Source organism: Ekhidna sp. (genome assembly GCF_965228795.1).
Classification (GTDB): Bacteria; Bacteroidota; Bacteroidia; order Cytophagales; family Cyclobacteriaceae; genus Ekhidna.
Genome location: NZ_OZ245839.1, coordinates 4,150,816 through 4,168,551 on the forward strand (window position 1 = coordinate 4,150,816; position 17,736 = coordinate 4,168,551).

At 38.1% G+C, this 17,736-nt stretch carries 17 protein-coding genes; 4 read left to right on the forward strand and 13 right to left on the reverse strand.

The window, feature by feature from the left end; all coding sequences use genetic code 11:
* Together aepY and aepX are read right to left on the reverse strand one after the other, a co-directional pair.
* Complete coding sequence (gene aepY, locus ACQK2H_RS18705) at positions 1–1,119, reverse strand: phosphonopyruvate decarboxylase (protein ID WP_425392907.1); 1,119 nt, start codon at positions 1,117–1,119, stop codon at positions 1–3.
* A gap of 3 nt (positions 1,120–1,122) precedes the next feature.
* On the reverse strand, positions 1,123–2,415 hold the full coding sequence (aepX, locus tag ACQK2H_RS18710; protein ID WP_425392908.1) for a phosphoenolpyruvate mutase: 1,293 nt from the start codon (positions 2,413–2,415) through the stop codon (positions 1,123–1,125).
* Between the two features lie 161 nt (positions 2,416–2,576).
* Here aepX and ACQK2H_RS18715 point away from each other — a divergent pair, with 161 nt between their 5' ends.
* Positions 2,577–3,296, forward strand: a complete 720-nt coding sequence (locus ACQK2H_RS18715; RefSeq protein ID WP_425392909.1) for a phosphocholine cytidylyltransferase family protein — start codon at positions 2,577–2,579, stop codon at positions 3,294–3,296.
* On the opposite strand, the gene ACQK2H_RS18720 is transcribed toward ACQK2H_RS18715, so the two are convergent.
* Positions 3,293–3,889: a LicD family protein gene (locus ACQK2H_RS18720; RefSeq protein WP_425392910.1), complete on the reverse strand. Its 597-nt coding sequence runs from the start codon at positions 3,887–3,889 to the stop codon at positions 3,293–3,295. The two genes, ACQK2H_RS18715 and ACQK2H_RS18720, sit on opposite strands and share 4 nt — an antisense overlap.
* Between ACQK2H_RS18720 and ACQK2H_RS18725 the strand changes: the two genes are divergently transcribed.
* The gene (locus ACQK2H_RS18725; protein WP_425392911.1) at positions 3,872–4,843 is read left to right on the forward strand and encodes a Stealth CR1 domain-containing protein; all 972 of its coding nucleotides are present in this window, start codon (positions 3,872–3,874) and stop codon (positions 4,841–4,843) included. The genes ACQK2H_RS18720 and ACQK2H_RS18725 overlap by 18 nt on opposite strands.
* Before the next feature lies 1 nt (position 4,844).
* On the opposite strand, the gene ACQK2H_RS18730 is transcribed toward ACQK2H_RS18725, so the two are convergent.
* Positions 4,845–5,636, reverse strand: coding sequence for a glycosyltransferase family 92 protein (locus ACQK2H_RS18730; protein WP_425392912.1), 792 nt, complete (start codon positions 5,634–5,636; stop codon positions 4,845–4,847).
* A complete protein-coding gene (locus tag ACQK2H_RS18735) occupies positions 5,636–6,586 on the reverse strand; it encodes a glycosyltransferase family 2 protein (protein ID WP_425392913.1) in 951 nt (316 codons plus the stop codon). The genes ACQK2H_RS18730 and ACQK2H_RS18735 overlap by 1 nt, the downstream gene beginning before the upstream one ends.
* A 61-nt stretch (positions 6,587–6,647) precedes the next feature.
* Here ACQK2H_RS18735 and ACQK2H_RS18740 point away from each other — a divergent pair, with 61 nt between their 5' ends.
* Positions 6,648–8,258 carry a cyclic peptide export ABC transporter gene (locus ACQK2H_RS18740; RefSeq protein WP_425392914.1) on the forward strand — a complete coding sequence of 537 codons (1,611 nt, stop codon included), beginning with the start codon at positions 6,648–6,650 and terminating at the stop codon, positions 8,256–8,258.
* Here the strand turns inward: ACQK2H_RS18740 and ACQK2H_RS18745 are convergent.
* Positions 8,255–9,010 (reverse strand): class I SAM-dependent methyltransferase, encoded by a 756-nt coding sequence (locus ACQK2H_RS18745; RefSeq protein ID WP_425392915.1) that lies wholly within the window; start codon positions 9,008–9,010, stop codon positions 8,255–8,257. The genes ACQK2H_RS18740 and ACQK2H_RS18745 overlap by 4 nt on opposite strands.
* Before the next feature lie 149 nt (positions 9,011–9,159).
* Between ACQK2H_RS18745 and ACQK2H_RS18750 the strand changes: the two genes are divergently transcribed.
* Positions 9,160–9,609 carry a hypothetical protein gene (locus tag ACQK2H_RS18750; protein WP_425392916.1) on the forward strand — a complete coding sequence of 150 codons (450 nt, stop codon included), beginning with the start codon at positions 9,160–9,162 and terminating at the stop codon, positions 9,607–9,609.
* Positions 9,610–9,612: 3 nt separating this feature from the next.
* Here ACQK2H_RS18750 and ACQK2H_RS18755 read toward each other — a convergent pair whose 3' ends face one another.
* From ACQK2H_RS18755 to ACQK2H_RS18785, 7 genes are all read right to left on the reverse strand, one after another.
* On the reverse strand, positions 9,613–10,890 hold the full coding sequence (locus tag ACQK2H_RS18755) for a glycosyltransferase (protein WP_425392917.1): 1,278 nt from the start codon (positions 10,888–10,890) through the stop codon (positions 9,613–9,615).
* Between the two features lie 320 nt (positions 10,891–11,210).
* The gene (locus tag ACQK2H_RS18760; protein WP_425392918.1) at positions 11,211–11,930 is read right to left on the reverse strand and encodes a sulfotransferase family protein; all 720 of its coding nucleotides are present in this window, start codon (positions 11,928–11,930) and stop codon (positions 11,211–11,213) included.
* A 249-nt stretch (positions 11,931–12,179) separates the two neighbouring features.
* Entirely contained in the window at positions 12,180–13,304 is a 1,125-nt protein-coding gene (locus tag ACQK2H_RS18765; protein WP_425392919.1) for a glycosyltransferase family 4 protein, read from the reverse strand.
* Between the two features lie 30 nt (positions 13,305–13,334).
* Positions 13,335–14,279: a glycosyltransferase family 2 protein gene (locus ACQK2H_RS18770; RefSeq protein WP_425392920.1), complete on the reverse strand. Its 945-nt coding sequence runs from the start codon at positions 14,277–14,279 to the stop codon at positions 13,335–13,337.
* Positions 14,269–15,198: a glycosyltransferase family 2 protein gene (locus ACQK2H_RS18775; protein WP_425392921.1), complete on the reverse strand. Its 930-nt coding sequence runs from the start codon at positions 15,196–15,198 to the stop codon at positions 14,269–14,271. Before ACQK2H_RS18775 ends, ACQK2H_RS18770 begins: the two co-directional genes overlap by 11 nt.
* Entirely contained in the window at positions 15,195–16,106 is a 912-nt protein-coding gene (locus ACQK2H_RS18780; RefSeq protein WP_425392922.1) for a glycosyltransferase family 2 protein, read from the reverse strand. The genes ACQK2H_RS18775 and ACQK2H_RS18780 overlap by 4 nt, the downstream gene beginning before the upstream one ends.
* Positions 16,093–17,724, reverse strand: a complete 1,632-nt coding sequence (locus ACQK2H_RS18785; protein WP_425392923.1) for an ATP-binding cassette domain-containing protein — start codon at positions 17,722–17,724, stop codon at positions 16,093–16,095. The genes ACQK2H_RS18780 and ACQK2H_RS18785 overlap by 14 nt, the downstream gene beginning before the upstream one ends.
* Positions 17,725–17,736 lie beyond the last annotated feature (12 nt).

The window sequence follows — 17,736 nt, forward strand, 5'->3', positions numbered from 1 at the left end:
TTAGTTGCTAAGGTTTTTCATGAAAGCTTCCTTGTTCTGAACCGGTGTGGTAGTAGGTCTTCCTAGATCAGCTCTGGAAGCTTCTGTGGTTCTTACTTCCAGCATCACTGGACCATCCGCTTGCTGGAATTTTTTCCAAACAGCAGGTAAGTCATCCATTTTATCCACCAACCAGGTTTGTTTGTAGCCTGATGCCTCTGCGATTTTTTGGAAGTCAATAGCAAAACCCACAGTTGCCTGACCACCCACCGACTCGTGACAGCCATTATTGATAAGGATATGCTTGTAATTGCTAACCGATTGATTGCCAACAATCGCACTAGCTCCCATGTGCATGATCATAGCACCATCTCCATCCAGGCAGTAAACCGGTCGATTCTTTTTACCCAAGGCTATGCCCAAAGATATTTGTGAAGCATGACCCATGCCTCCAACGGTAAGAAAATCTTTGCCATGACCCATGTTGTTTCGTGCTCTGATCTCAAACACTTCACGGGAAGATTTTCCAGTAGTAGAAACAATTACTGCCTCCTCCTCCATCTCCTTTAGCATCCATTCGATAACTTCCTCACGGTTGATCGTATATGGATTCTCCACTTTGGTCTGAAGCTTATATTTCTCAAACGTTCCCTTTCTTACTAATAAAGCGTAAGGAGCATTCGCTTCTCCCATTGTGTTGACAGCCTCTTCCAGTTGTTTTTCTGCTTCAGACTCTTCCTCAGAAAGAATGACATATGGAATCTCCATTGCTTGCAACAGTTCCTCAGAAATACGTCCTTGCTTCACGTGCTGAGGTTCATCTTTCACGCCAGGCTCTCCCCTCCAGCCAATCATCAGCAACATCGGGATTGAATACACATCACTATCAGCCAGAGAAGTCAGTGGGTTCACGCAGTTTCCAAAACCGGAATTCTGCATGTACACCAACGGAATTTTACCAGTAGCGAGGTGATGACCCATTGCTAATGCAATAGCTCCTCCTTCATTTGCTGCGATGATGTCTGAGCCTTCATCAGTCATCACTGAACAAAAATCTTTCAGCAAGGAATCAGGTACGCCTGCTGAAAACTCAATGCCCTGAGATCGGATTGCTTTTAAAAAATTCTGAGGGTTTAGCATTGTTTAATTAGGGAGTATAGTCAGGATTTCTTTGATCGACATGCAGTATTCATCTGCCTCTTTCGAGCGCTTGTTTTCCAAAATCGATTCCGCTGTTTTCTTCATCGCAGGGAATGCCGCCCGAAGCAAATGGTTCGCATAAATCACAATACTGAAACCTGCTTCTTTTAATTCATCTTCTGTAAACTGATTATATGAAGAAGGCACAGAAACAACCGGAACTTTATACTCAAACTCCTGGTAATGCTTCATGAACTCCATGATCTCAGAACCGTCCTTATGGCGGCTGTGGATCATGATAGCATCAGCACCAGCTTCAATGTAAGCCTTGGCTCTTTTTAGTGCATCTTCCATTCCATGCTCGGCTATTAGACTCTCCAGACGGGCAATAATCATGAAGTCCTCGGTGACCTGAGCTTTTTTTCCTGAATTGATTTTTTCGCAAAAACCTTCGATCGTATCCAGTTCTTGTTTCACTTCTGTGCCAAAAAGTGAATTTCTTTTCAGTCCAACCTTATCTTCGATGATTACAGCAGAAACACCTAAACGCTCTAAGTTTTTCACCAATAAAGCGAAGTGCTCTGTAACTCCCCCTGTATCTCCATCCAGTATAATTGGTTTGGTAGTTACATCCAGGATATCATTGATGGTATTGAACCGTGAAGTTCTGTCAACATATTCCGTATCCGGTTTTCCTTTCGCTGTAGAATCAGTCAGAGAGCTTACCCACATGGCATCAAATTCACGTGATTCGTTTCCAGCATCCACTTTCGTTTCTTCTACGATCAATGCAGATATCCCATTATGAGCTTCAAGCACACGAACAATATCTTTTGACTCAAGAAGTCTTCTCAACATCCTTCTTCGGATGTCCGGAGTAGTTCCAACTTCCTTCATTGCCTGTCTTAAGCCGGTGGAAGAAATACCTGAGGTATATTCAGGCTCTACCAGCTCTCCGCCCCACTCTTCCAGAAGTTTAATCACCTTCTCGCGTATATGTTTCTGTGGGCCTGTTTTCCAATCAGTTCCGTGAACCACATAATCGGGCTTAAGGTCACGAAGATTTTTTTCGTAATCCAAATCCTCCTGAAGGATTACTTCCTTCACTCCCTTGAGATTCTCGAGGATTTTCTTTCGCTCATCGTAAGATAAAAACGGCGTGCGGCTGTATTTGCTTACTGCTTTATCTGAGAGGAGACCAACAGTCACTTCTCCAAGCTCACGAGCTACTTCAATAATATTTATGTGTCCATGGTGGATGAGGTCTGTCCCCATTCCTACGTATACTTTCTTCATTTAGCTATGAAAATTTTCTAATAGGTGTTTGTAAATTCATTTACCCCTAAACAGAATATTTATAATTATGAATTTATGCTCACCTATTGCGATTTAGAATATTCTATCTTCGCGCAAAAGTAATTGGAAACCGAGGGAATCTCCTCCTTATTTTCTAAGAGATGACGCAAACGATTGAAACTGCTGTAATATTAGCCGCCGGAAGGGGAACCAGGCTTCAACCATACACCTTTGATATCCCAAAAGGATTCATGCCTGTAGGTGAAGAACGGTTAATTGAACGATCGGTACGACTTTTAAAGGAAAATGGGATCAAAAATGTCATCATAGGAACCGGTCACCTACATGAGCATTACGAAAAGTTTGCGAAAGAACATGGATTGACCACCTTTTTAAGTCCTGACTATGCGACTACCGGTAGTTTTCACACATTGATCTACGGCTCGGATTTGATTAAGGGAGATTTTCTTTTGTTGGAGTCAGACTTGCTTTACCATTCTGATGCGATTAAAAGCCTGATTGAAGCAGACGAAAAAGACGTCATTCTGTGCAGTGGATTTACACAATCCAATGACGAGGTTTATGTTGAGGTGAAAGATGGAAAGCTGAAAAGTCTTTCCAAAAAGAAAGAAGAGTTAGGCTCAGTGGATGCCGAACTGGTGGGGATATGGAAAATCTCAATGGACCTACTGGAAAAATTGAAGCAGCATCATAAAGAAGCTGAAGATGGCACGAAAAAAGACTATGAAATTGCTATTGCCCAGCTTTCTGATGATCATCAAGTAGACGTACTAAAACTAAATGACCTGATCTGGTGCGAGATTGACAACCAGGATCACCTGGAGCGAGCGAAGGAGAAAATACTCCCAAGATTAGACTAAGATTTTGGAGGGTGCCACAGTCCCGTTTTTTGATCTCTCCATCCCCCTGTTCCTAAATAACCGTACATGAGTTCAAGGTAGCCTAACGCATCATTAGGGACGGTTACTTTTTCTCCCAGAAAAGAATCCTCCTTCAATGGAAAAATCAGCTTCTTGGGAATATGCTGACGCTCATTGGGGTAGTTGGCCTCTACAAATGTTCGGACAGAATCGCCTTGATCTTCGTAAAAAAAGATATCAAAATCATATCCTTTGTACGAAAAGTAAACCTTTGGCCCTTCATGATTTGCTGAAGTATCATAAAACTGCAAGCCCTTTGGCATTTTATCCTTCAATTTTTTAACGGATTCATAAGCACTTTCCATCATCGCCACATCAATGTCAATGTCATGTGGGATAATACCACCCGTTCGGTGATAACCGAGCAAAGTCCCAAAATCTAACCAATAAGGTTCTCCAGATTCTTTGAGGACACTTATGGACTTTCGAAACATCTCCTCCAAAATCGCAAGCTTTCGCTGACGGTATTGACCGGGCAAAGCGAATAAAACTACATTTGCAACGCGTTTGAGATATTGGATGAGTCGATTCATGACGCAAAAGAAGCTAATTCAACAAAACTAATTGAGCACTTGAATAAAGAGGGGATAAATAAACCAATTGATCTGGTCTATACCTGGGTAGATGGCAATGACCTGGAGTATCAAAAATTAGTAAATAAATACTCTGAAAAACCATTGGATCTCAACCCCGAGAGGTATCGTGATCTTTTTGAATTGATGAAGTATAGCTTGAGATCTGTTGAAAAGTTTGCTCCATGGATCAATCACATTTACATTTTCACCTGCCGGCCTCAGAAACCAGACTGGCTCAATGTTGATCATCCAAAAATCTCCGTGGTTCATCATGATGAAGTCTTTGATGAACAAGATGTACCGACATTCAACTACAATGTAATTGAAAGCTACATTCATAAAATCCCGGGACTATCCGATGATTTCATTTATCTCAATGATGACTTCTTATTTGGTAATGAAGTACATCCTCAAGATTTCTATACCAAAGATGGAAAAGTATTGATCCATGGAACCCTGTTTGGGGAAAACCTTGGATGGCGTATTTATAATAAGAAAAATGATATTGTAGGACTTGGTCTTATTGAACACTCCCCGCTTTTGATTCGGAAAGAATGGTGGCAGGGAATGCAGGATTCCCGCCCGGAATTAATCGATGAGATCAAATCACACAAGTTTCGGGAAGGGACCGACGTGATGACATACAAGTTGTATCGCTGGTATGCTCTTAAACATCAATCAGAGCACTGCCGGGCAATAAAGCTCCCAGAATTACTCAAAATTCATTCGTTTCATAAAATCACCAACAACCTGAAAAAACAACAACGTGCTTTTCAATGGCTTGAAAAGAAGCAACCAAAGTTTTATTGCCTAAATGATGATCAGGGAGAAACCCCGAACATGGAAGTGGTGCAAATTGTCCGAGAATTTCTAGCTAATTATTATCCGGAAAGCTCAAGATTTGAGATTTAAACTACCATCCGATTCGCTTGAGTAAATCAAGCATGCTAGTGTCTTCTACATCATTGCAACCTCTGTTTTTTTCATCAAATCCTTCTCTACCCACAGGTCTACCTCCAGAAACATTTTGACGAGATAGGTATTCCTCAAGGGATTTCGTATAGTAATGGTTAATTCTCCAGCCCATCTGATCGGTATCGGTTAGCATCTTACCAAACTTATACCATTTGTAATGCCACCAGTGAGCGCTATAAGCGAAACGGTTGCCCGATAAGAAATCACCATTGCCCAAATCCTTATGATCTGAATAGTTTTCTTCTCTTTTGGTGTATGCCTCTAATACTGATTTTTCAGGTTTTTTATCGTAATTATTATTCCCGAAGTTGATTCGTGGAAGTTTGATCCCTTTGATTTTCTTCTCATCAACTGTCTTTAGCCAGGTGTGCAGATGATCACTTCCATCTAAAGGAAATAAAAATTCATCTACATCTATTTTCATCAACCATTGAAAATCTTTTCGATAGTTTTTGGCTGCATGAGCAAAACCCATGTGATTTTTATTTCTCTGCCACCACTTAGTCGCCCCATCATATTTGGTTCCATCCAAATGAGTCCATGGGTGTCTGGTGACATATCCCTTTTCCTCATAGGGTTTAAGTATCTCTTTTGCCTCTTCACCACCGTCTTGGTCGTACAGATAAAAGTGATTTACACCAACTTTTATGTGATAGTCCAGCCAATCTTTGAGATATGGATTTTCGTTCTTGAAATTCGTTGCGAAGGTTAGAAAATGTTTCTTAGCCATTATGAATATTTGGTATCGAGCTCAAAGTTATACAATGCACTATCATCAAAAGATTTTACCTTTTTTCTTAAAACAAAAAACTCCCTAGTCGCCCAGTACATAAATGCTGGTATTTTATAAAATCGGATTTTTGAAGATATTTCAAGGATTTTCAATATCGCAATTGAAAAATCCTGTAGTAGTGTTCTATTCTTCAATGGATTTGATAAACTCTTAACCGTTTCTCTCTCGAAATCTTTAGTTGGTGAATAAGAGTCATTCCTGTACTCTCTGTCGTGGTAGATCAGCGATTCTTTGATTATTCCTATTTTAAAGCCATGCTTTAATGTTCGATGACAATAATTATTATCCTCTGCGTAATGATAAAATAGAGGGCTAAATACACCTACCACCTCAATGCATTTTCTAGTGATCATCCAGGCAGCAGCATTTACAAAATCTACATCGATTGGAGATTCATGTCTTGCTAGCTCAGACTCACTGAATGGCAAATTGTCCTTCTTATATCTTCTTACAAACTTCTTGAAGTTTCTGTCAAAAGCATTCATTTGTCCATTCACATGAACTGGTGACAATATGCCATACCCTTCATCTTCTTTCATGCCATCAATCAGGTACTGAATCGTGTCGGGTTCTACCCATGTATCCTGATTTAAGAGAAAGAAATAATCATAGCCATGATCAAGCGCGAGTTTTATGCCGATGTTATTGGCTCCACCAAAGCCAAGATTTTCACCGGTTTCGATCAAATGAATTTTATCAGTGAATTCTTCTAAAATGGACACAGTATCATCCTTTGAGCCATTATCGATAATGATAATATCGGTGGGGTAGGTAGAATGAAAGAGTGTTAGGAGACAGTTTTTAATCCATTTTGCCCCATTATAAGTTACTATTATCGTGCAGCAATTTCCTTCTCCCTTCTTTGCAACTAAAACACTATTATCCATTGTTACTTGTTTGCCGCTGCAAGTTGTCGTTTTTTTGCGATTTAAACCAAATGGAAAGTATTTGAAACTTCTATACTACTTACTCCGCGCATCTAAAAAGAATTTCATTATTGCCTCTCTAGGGAGCGTTGTAACCGGAGTTTGCTCTACTTTATTGATTAAGACCATCCATGAAACGCTAAATAGCGGAATCGATGATATTGTCTTTTTTAGTGTAAAAGTGGGTGCTTTGTTAATTGCGTATCCACTTTTTGCTGTGATTAGCTCCTACATGTTGGCTAAGCTTACCCAAACGATTATTCATAACTTAAGGGTGCAACTTTCAACTAAGATTCTAAATGCTGAATACAGCATTGTTGAAAAAAATAAGGAGCGACTACTACCAATGCTTACGCATGATATTTCAACGATTTCGGTTGCAATTAATCGTTTCCCGGGCATTGTCACCGGTGTAACTACGGTCATTGGCCTTTTCATTTACATGATTTGGCTTTCGCCAATACTATTCGGCTTCACCATTGTTGTTTTTGGACTTACGTTTCTTATCGTCTCTTTTATGCTCCCACTTTTGAAAAAGTATACGCATCAGGCCAGAATGAAATGGGATGAGGTGTTTGTAGAACTTGAAGCCGTGGTAAAAGGAATTAAGGAGCTTAGCTTAAACCAACAGCTAAAACATACGTTTCTGGATGATCAATTGACAAAAAAGAGTGATCAGGAAAAGGACCTTAAAGTAAAAGAGAGTGTAATCAATTCATTGCTTTCAAGGATGACTGACGTGATGCTCCTTTTCGGAATCGTTATTCTCATTTTCGTTATCTATACCACCCAAATAGTTGAATTTGACTTACTAGGCGAATTTTTATTGATCTCTCTTTTCACCGTTTCTCCTCTTTCCTCTGCCACCGGGTTTCTGGGAAATATAAAAGCCATTGAAGTAGCTCTGAATAATATTGAGGAGATGGGTCTTAAGCTGGTGGTGACTGACCGGAGCGTTCATAAGCTTGACTCTGATACTAGCAAACCTGGTGTGATAGAGCTAATGGGAACCACTTATACGTATTATAATGATACCGAAGATGATCAGTTTTTACTTGGCCCCATTCATTTAAAGATTCAGCCAAATGAAGTGATTTTTATCGTAGGAGGTAATGGAAGCGGAAAAACCACATTATCAAAACTGTTGCTTGGTCTTTACACTCCTCAGGATGGGCATATTCTCTACAACGGAGAAAAAATTGATAAAGCCAACATCAATGGTTACCGGGATGAATTCAAGGCGATTTTCGATGATTCTTACTTATTCAATAAACTTCTGGTCAGGTCTAGTGACCTACCTGAGTCCTATGCAGCAGAATTGATTAAAGCCTTTAGAATCGACAGAAAAGTTAGTATCAAGGATGGTGCTTTTTCAACGACAAAACTTTCTCAGGGCCAAACGCACAGGCTAAGATTGATTAGCGCTATCATGGAAGACGCAAATATTTATTTGTTTGACGAGTGGGCGGCAAATCAAGATCCGTCATTCAAAAAGATATTTTATCAGGAAATTATCCCAGACCTTAAAAGAAGAGGAAAAACTGTAATCGCTATTACACACGATGAGCTATTTTTTGATTGCGCAGATCGGGTAATCAAACTTAGAAACGGAAATCTGGTAGAGCGATCTTAAGCTTTTAGCGAAGTTTTCAGTTGATCAAAACTGACTAAATTCATTAACTCTTTTCTATTGGCATCTAAGTGGCTGTATTCGAAGAATGGATTAGAATGCTTAATGCTTTCTCCGATTTTATGACTCTTAGATAGTACACCAACACCCCAGTCTGTATCAACACAGCATGAATATATTTTGGACTCAGATCGCCACTTCAAAAATGCTTTCCATGTTGTCCCATTCCAAAATGCCCCCGCAGGAGTATCTGCATAATAGTAGTTCTCTCGCGCATGCCACTCTGTTGGTGGATTACAGTCGTGCATTACTATAAATCCATCTTCAGCGAGGTACTGTAATGCGTTCTTAATATCTCTATCTACCTGATCAGCCAAATGCAATCCATCAATGAAAATGACATCAAATTTTATGTCCTTAGAAAGGATCTCTCCTTTACCAAGTTTTTCAAAAAACTCATCACTAGTAAATTTAAAATCTGCAAGATTGACTTTGGCCTCTAATCCCGGGTCCACACTATACTTGGTCGCGGCTTTTATGTCATTAAAGTTTTCCTCAGGGTTTCTTACACCAATCTCCAGGTAATTCACATCTCGATCTAAAAAGGAAATTAAGAAATTAATTATTTCCGTTCTCTTGGGTGTTTTCGCACGTTCTTCTTTTGTTTTCCGTTTTCCGTAAAAATGAATGGAATCACTTGTCTTTGTCTTTTTTGACGGTATAAAAGCTCTGAATCTTAAAAATGGTAATCTCAAAATGGTAATGTTAGATATAGTCAGGTATTAATCTAACTTCAAATGTATGACAATTCAATCACCTATGGCATCCATTTTGATAAGTAAGGCGCTTGTATGAAACTCAATTGGTTACTTTTGCGATTCCAAATACTTTGAAATAACAAACAATGAAAAACGCGATCATACTTATCATCTTATCAATCATTGCAAGTTGTGGTTCACCGTCAAAAGATCAGAAGGATCAATCGAAATCTGATGAAAAAGCGGAAGCGGAAAAACAATCTTCTGAAGGCTATTTAATCGCAATATCTGAGATCGATAATAGCGTGAGTGTCTTTGTTGAAGATTCATTGATTTTTACCTCAGGAACGATTCATAGCAGTCCAAAGGTCGATTTTCAGATTGACTTGACACAATTCATCGAAAATGGCAATGAAAAGGTTAGGGTAGAGCTTTACAATGGTGTAGAGCCATACAACCCGCAGCATGACCCAAAATGGGAGGTCAGATATGATCTAATCATAGATGGAGAGATTGTTGATTTTGTTCATGAATTTGGAGATGACAATGCCATTGGGAAAGTTTGGGAAACAACGTATGACTTAAGTGAATGGTAATTCTCACTTACTCACCTCTGTAAGCGTCTGAAGAAATTGGCCTGCCTGGCTTTTTAAGCCATAGGGCTCAATCAATGATTCATTTTTAAGCAACCCAGATTTTCCCTTAAGAAAATAGGTTTCAAATTGCTTGAAAATTTCGTCTGGATTTTTGGTAGCAACCCAGCTGCCTGATTGAGATTTTTCAATCAACGAATTCAATTCAGTATTATCTGAAATGGCTAAAATTGGTTTCCGCGCAAAGATGTAATCATAAAACTTAGCCGGAATCATCCACCTTCGATCATGAATGGCACTTATTAAAAGTACATCCCAGGACCTGAGTAACCGAACAGTATGCCCCAAATTAATTTCACCCTCAACATTTACATAGTCCGCCAATTCATATTGCGATACCTGATCCCAAAATTCTGGATAAACGGTACCTCTCACTTCAAATCGAACTTCGGAAGGGCTGAGATTATGTTTTTTTACAAGTTGAGAAAATCCCTTCAATATTTCTCCCGATGGAACTAACTCCCTAAATCCTCCATAATATCCAAAAGTGAATGGCTCTGTTTCAAGCTTAATTCCAATATCCCTCAACAAACATTCATTAAAGGCATTCCTGATAAATGAAAATTTGCTCCCCGGCTCATTGTGGTAGGTTTCTTTATAAGCATCTAAAGCTGTTTCAGTATTTAGAATCACTTTCGATGCGGACTTAAAAAATCGCTGCTCGTAGCTCTTGATAATTTTTACCGTAAGCCACGGCCTCCACTGCATTTTTTTTTCAAATACCGTCCAGGGATCTCTCAGGTCTGCCACCCACGGAATGTTGAATTTTCGGCTTAACTTATCTGCCACCAAAAAACCCGACCATGGATCAGCATTTACCCAAATAACATCCGGCTTATACTTTTTTACAAGCTTCTTCCCATTATGAATAGCTGAATTAACATCCCATACGTATTGATCAAAAGGGGTTAGTGAAATGCTCTTTTTTGACCTGGTTTTTTTGGGTCTTTTCTCAATTTGAGGCTTTTTTTTTGGAATGCCTAGAGCCAGCAACTTTATCAACGGACGAAAAATCCCCACAAAGTCATAGTGTATTTTTACGTCCTTTGGAACGCATTGATTCAATCTGAAATCGTATTCATATTTAAATGGCTTGCTAGCCATTACGATTACCTCCCAACCATCTTCTCCATGCACTCCTTCTGCAAAATTTATTGCCCGTTTGGTGCCAATGGTATTGTGAGGAGGAAAGTAAGGTGAGATTAAAAGGACTCGCTTTGCCAAAAAGTTGAATTTTGTTCAAAGAAACATAATTATCTAAAGATGATTGAGTTTTGTTTGAGCTAATTCAATAAAAGATTGAGCTAAATATTTATAAATACATTTTTTCCCGTTCATTATCTTTCAATGACCGAGATCTTTTCACTTACATTAAGAAATGTCCGATAGTATTTTTAAAGGTTTAACATTTTCAAAAAAGATTTACAGGAGGAAAACTTGGATATAAAAAGTATCTTCAACGGCAACAGTACTACTTTGGAGACAACACATTTAATACTTTTATCCTCCTCATCAAGGATGAAAATCAAAAAATGACAATGATCTTAAAACCCCCACTTCTTAATATCAATGTTGTACTCTTGCCCAAAAATTTGCATCTCGGGTTTTAATAATCGAATAATTTCAGCATGCTCGTGAACTGAAAGTTCATTGATCTTTAATAATGGCTTTGCAGGATGAAAAAGACTTTTGAGTCTAATTTTCTTAGTTCTATTATGAATTTTGTTTGATTGAATTTTAAATTCTTTCAATCCTAAGAATAAGAATATTTGATTGATTGTTGATTGTGTCTCAAGAATAAGGTCATCAAAATCAACAATAAAAATATCTTCTTTGCTAAAATACTTTCGATACTGGTTTAGTTGCAAGTTGTAATTGCTAGTGTTAATTAAATGTGAGTCTAGAATAGTGCATGGGCGATTTCGCTGAATAGAATGATTATAATGAGAAACCAATCTGTGAATGGGATTTCTGACGATGTATATAAATTTTGGATCAATTTCAAATGTATGAATTCGATACGCTACATCTGAAAAAGATGGGTATTTAGTGTAATTGGTTGATCCCTCTAAAAGTACCTTATGATGAGTTTTTATTTTCCAATTTTTTAGATAATCTATTGGCTCTTTATTGAAACCACTTTTGGAAAAAAATTGTAGCTCTTTAGGCTGAGATAAGCAAATAGACGGGTGCTGACCAAGGTATCTAAACAAAGAAGATGTCCCTGATTTCATAGCACCAATAATGATTGCATGTCTTCTCATTAACATTATTCAAATATCATAATGTTTGTCAAAAATCATTTTTGAGATTCTGAAATAAGAATAATTTTTTGAGACAGACGTAAAAAAATGTGTACATACATTCTCAATCATTTTGTCCGTGAACCCTTGGCACAAATTTATAGCACGCATTGTTCAAATAGTATTGTGAGGAGGAAGTAAGGGGAGATCAAAAGGACTTGCTTTGCCAAAAAGTTGAATTTTGTTCAAAGAAACATAAATAATCTACACCTACATGATTTTTGCTCTAGCAAAAGCAATAAAAGACTCTGCAAGCCTTTCGTAAACATAATTTTTTGCAGTTTCAAGGGCATTTTCAGAGACTTCAATCAGTCTTTCATTCGGAGTTTTGCTTATCTTTTCAAGAAGCGATCCAATAGACTTGGGGGCTGGATCACATAAATACCCGTTTTGTTCATCAACAATGATTCCGTCAATACCCTCTCCTCTTGTCCCAATTGGAATACAACCTCTCGCCATTGCCTCCAGGTATACCAAACCAAAACTTTCATTAGTACTCATAAGAATCATAAAGTCACTCGAATCAAACAGCACTTTTAGCTGATCGAAATTCACCATTCCATATAACGACACATTTTCTTTTAAATTGGTGTGATTGTTAATTAGTTGCTCTAGGTAACTTCTATGTGGACCATCTCCCGCAATAGATAATCGAAATTCAACGCTTAGATCATTTAGAGCGACTAGAACTGACTCAATATTTTTTTGTCTAACAAGACGTGCTGAGGTGACCAGGTTTAACCCGGAACCAAATGTCACTTTTGAGTGATCACTTATCCATGACGTGTCTATTCCTCCAGTCAGTAAGATGCTCTTATTCGCTGAATATTTCTCAAATGCCTTTTTAAGTTTAGGAGAAACGAACATAAGTCCAGTGGCCTGCTCTATGAACCTGGTGTACTTACGTGTAATTCGGTTTTTACTGATTCCGGAACGATGATAGTCAGTATTATGAAAGTATGTGAAATACGGAATATTCAGACTTTTACTTACAAAATTTGAAATCTCTATACCAACAGGAAGACAACCTAGGATAAAATCAAATTCGCCTAGGTTTTTCACAAAGTTCTTGAACTTTCTTACTTGAAGTTTATCCCCCGGAAGCCTCAATATTGGAATATTATAGACCGTGATTCCATCGATCTTGAAACTGTGCATCAACGCTTTCTTCCTAAGTTTTCGGGCCGTTAGAATATTGTATGAATGAGGGTTAATTACTACAATCTCATGATCTTTTGACCAGCATTGGGCATATCGATGCAGTAACATCTTACCCAGATGATCCTGCGCATTGCCGCTTGAAGGATACAAGTTGGATATGATGAGAATTTTCACATGGCTAAACTAGCAATTTCAGAATATTGACTAGTTACCATCAGACTCTTTATAACTCTCAAATTTTTTTCCAAGCATTGCGTCAATTCTACCCTTGGCTTCATTCATTCTTCTCCTGGTTCGAATTCTGACCTTCTCTCCACTTCTAAACAAATTAAAAAGTGTTCGAACTCCAATATCAATGAGATATTTGAATGACTTCCACAATGCTAATAATTTTCCATACAGTAGTGAATCTATGATATAAGCGGTATACCCAACATTGTACCTTCTTCGAAAGACAAATTCATGGTTGGCCCTGGCAGGGTCAATCTGTGAGTAGACTTTGGCTTCTTCACACCATACAATCTTTGCTCCCAACAAATACATACTTTCAAAAAAGTAAGAGTCTTCACCTCCTGTCAGATTAAGTCTTAGATGAAACCTAAGATTATGTTTTTGACTAAAACTGATATCGAACAGGGTATTACAGGTACTACTGCTCCTTCTTTCTGTTCCGGTTTGCATATTACTCATTGCATTGTCATAAACACGTCTAACATCTTCAGAAAGTTCACAAGCAGCAGGCCAGAAATACCTTACTCTACCTGACACTACAGTTGCTGAGTATCTTTTAGCACAATTCCACAATTCCTTTAACCAATGTTTATCTACATAGTCATCATCATCAAAGAAAGCGATATAATCAGCATCATTCTTTCCGGCTACCTCAAGTGCCTTATTCCTGGCATGAACAATCCCTCTATTGCTTTCAATGGCATACTCAGCGCTGAAGGGCAATTCTTTTGTCTCCTGATCAAACACCGACCTCACATCCTCTGAAGGACTATTGTCAACTACTACAAGATGTGCTCTCAAATCTGTAGGTATAACCAAATCTCTAACTGAAATAAGTGCCTCACGTAGTTTGTTTGGACGCTGATACGTACAAATGGCTATTACCACTTTATTAGCATGATCGCTCTTATTTTCCATGAATTGATGTGTATTCTTCAAATGGAACGCCAAACATTGCATGAAGCACACCCTTTGCTCGCAGACACCTATTTAGTTTTTTCATTTTGATTTCATCTATTGATTTGTGACTAGAAAAAGTAACAGATATGCAGGTTTTAACTGATTTGAAAACATATAGAAACCCCATCCAAAAAGCCTTGTATTTGCCATAATCAGCAACATCCATTAAGTATTTGGTATAGCCGTTTCTATAAAATCTAGATAAAATCCAATTAATGGAGGCTCTAGATTCCGGGATTGTTTCTGTTGCGACGGCTTCCTTACAATAAACGATTCGAGCACCATTTTTCTTCATCTGCCTGAAAAAATAACTATCTGATCCTCCAGTAAGGTTAAAACGATGGTTAAATCTTAGGTTATTAGATACTACAAAAGAAATGTCCATTATCACATTGCCTGTATATGCCTCATTTAGGTCATCTCCCGAATTCTTGTTGAAGTCTCCAGGAAAGAATTTTTTGACTATTTTGGAATCGCTAATTTCAGGGAATTTCTGTTCTAATCTTCCCTGAACAACATGAGCTGAATATTTGATTCTTGCGTTGGTTAACTCAACCAGCCAGTCTTCATCTACCGTCTCATCATCATCAAAAAAAGCTAGATAAGTTGCTTTTTCATCAAGCGCTTTTTCAAGAATTCGATTACGCATATAGGCAATCCCCTGACGCTCTTCTTTCAAATAAGAAACCTTGAAAGGGGTTTTTTCTTCAAGATTTTGTACAACCTTAAATGATTCGTCAGTAGACCCATTGTCGCATACGATTAACAGCACATCTACTTCTTCCGGCAAGTGAATATTAATAAGAGAATTCAATGCTTCTTTCAGCATTTCCGGGCGATCTCTTGTTCCTAATCCTATGGCAATTAGTGGTTTCAAGAAATATCTAATTCAGATTGACGGTTTTGTTGGAAATCCTTAACCGCATTAAAAATGCGAGAAAACTCTTTTTCACAAAAAAGACGAAAAGATCTCCTATTCATAATTGGAAGCCGTTTAGCCCCCTTTTCTTCAAGCTTCTTTGCTATTTCTTGGGCTTTATCCCTAGAAAGTCTTTCTTGCGGTTTGAGCATCTCCTGAAGTAACGTCCTGCTGTATAATTTCCTCGGATCATCTTTCATTGGGTTTACCCCGATACTATCCCTATCATGAAATATTTTAACCGTTGGAACAATACCAACTTTCAGATTCACACTATGCAATCTATCAATATAGTTATCATCCTCTCCGTAATGATCAAATAATGGATGAAAAATCCCCACTTTTTCTAATGACTTTCTAGTTAACAACCAGCATGCGGCATTCACAAATGGCGCCTCATAAATAGGTTTGATTTGATTGGCTTTTTTGTCCCCGTTATAAGACTCAACTCGATCCAAATACGTTTGAAATAGCTGATCTAGCTCAGTTCCTTGTCCGTTGAAATGCAACGGAGATACTAGTCCAAAGTCAGAATTTTGTTCTAATGCTTTCATTAAAGCGCCGACTGTATTTGGTTCGACCCACGCATCCTGATTCAGCAAGAGGAAGTGGTCATATCCATTTTGGTATCCATATCTCAGACCAACGTTATTGGCTTTTCCAAACCCCAAATTCTCCTTAGATTCAAACAAATATGTCAGTTTTTTACTCTTTCTTAAGAATTCAAGCGTGCCGTCAGTTGAGCCATTGTCGATAACCATAATATCTACTGGGCTTTCGGAGTTGGAGAGACTATTTATACACTTTTCAATCCACTCAAAGCCATTGTAGGTTACAATAATCACACAAACCTTAGGCGACTTCATTGGTCGTGGTAATTTTATCAATCTTGCCGTTTTTCAAAGTGATGACTCGATCGGCTACTGAATAAAACTTATCATCATGTGAGATCAAAATGATGGTTTTACCTTTCTTTTTAAGGTCAGGAACTATCTCATTGTAGAACTTTTCCTTGAAGTGAATATCCTGATTAGCTGCCCACTCGTCAAGAAAATATATTTCTCGATCTTCAAGAAGGAGTCTTAGCAAGTTAAGTCGTCCTCGTTGGCCATGAGATACATTTATATTGACCAAGTTTTGATTTTCATCTAAGGCAGCCTTGTTTTTCAACCCCAGGTACTCAATCAGTTCTTCGAATCTTGGCTTATTCTCCTCCGTAATTAAGTATCTAAAATCAACGAAAAGAGGGGAATCTGTAAAGTAGCATGAGAAAAACCTCCTGTAAGATTGAACGTTTCTTTTAGTAATTACTTCTCCTTGAAACTCTATATTTCCTTTCTGAGGTGTATAAAGGCCTATTAATAATTTAAACAACGTAGACTTACCACTACCGTTACTCCCATTGATAATGACAATCTCATTCTTTCGAATTTCAAAATCGATAGTGTCCAACTTAAAAGAATTCGTGCCTCCAAAAGCATATGTTGCCTTGCTTGCATTTATTAACGGCTGTGTATCTCCTTCATCAAAATCAATGGAGTCCTCTGATCTAAGACGAGACTCCTTAATGTCAATATCTAAAGACTCTACTTGTTCCAGAGCGTTTTCTACGCCTTTTACTTGCTTAGTGAAATTAGCTATCTTATTCAATGACGGTCTGATATATAAAATAAGCGCCATGTATTCTATTAAATCATTCTGCCCAAATGCATTGGTCGACATAGCATATACCAATAGAAACCCTAATGAAATAATAACAAATGCATTCTGTGATTTGTCGATTAACGTACGGAGGTAAACGTTTTTAACACTCAAGTTGACGAGTTCAGAATTAGGCTCGTCAATGGTATGCTTAATATAAGATTGTGAATGTTTCTTATTGACTATCAAGTCTTTAAACCCTTTTTCAAGCGTGTCAAGAGCAAAATGAAGCTTGAATCTGCCATCTGAGATTGACTTTTCGATTTTCTTAAACCATGAAAGGGTCACAAAATTTGTAATGGTTACCACCAGGAAAATCGGTAAAAAAGAAATGGTCAGTACCCACGAAAGTTTAAATAGGTAAGCGAGCACCACTGTAGATTGGAATATTGCTACAAGCAAATCCGGTATTCCTTTTCCAAAACCTCCAATTACACTCGTTTCAAAAAGGAGAATAGGAACCAGTTTGTCTAGTTTCTTCTCAATCTTGTCATACTTTGAAAGCAACGACTTTTCAGTGAGTTCCTTTCTATAATTAGCGACTTTATTCTCAAAATATTTTGTAACATACTTTCCATTAAATAATGTAATTACTGAAGAAGCAATAATTAATAATGAAATGTATCCTAATAGAACAAATAGCTCTGACTGATCATTAGAGACGATCTCTCCCAGAAGCTTTAAGGCGTAGAGATTAGAAGCTGCTGCCAGAGCACTGGCTACACCAGCAAGAACAATTACTTGCCAGGAAGACCGAAAGAAAAATCCTATAACTCTCAACATCGCCTCATTTCT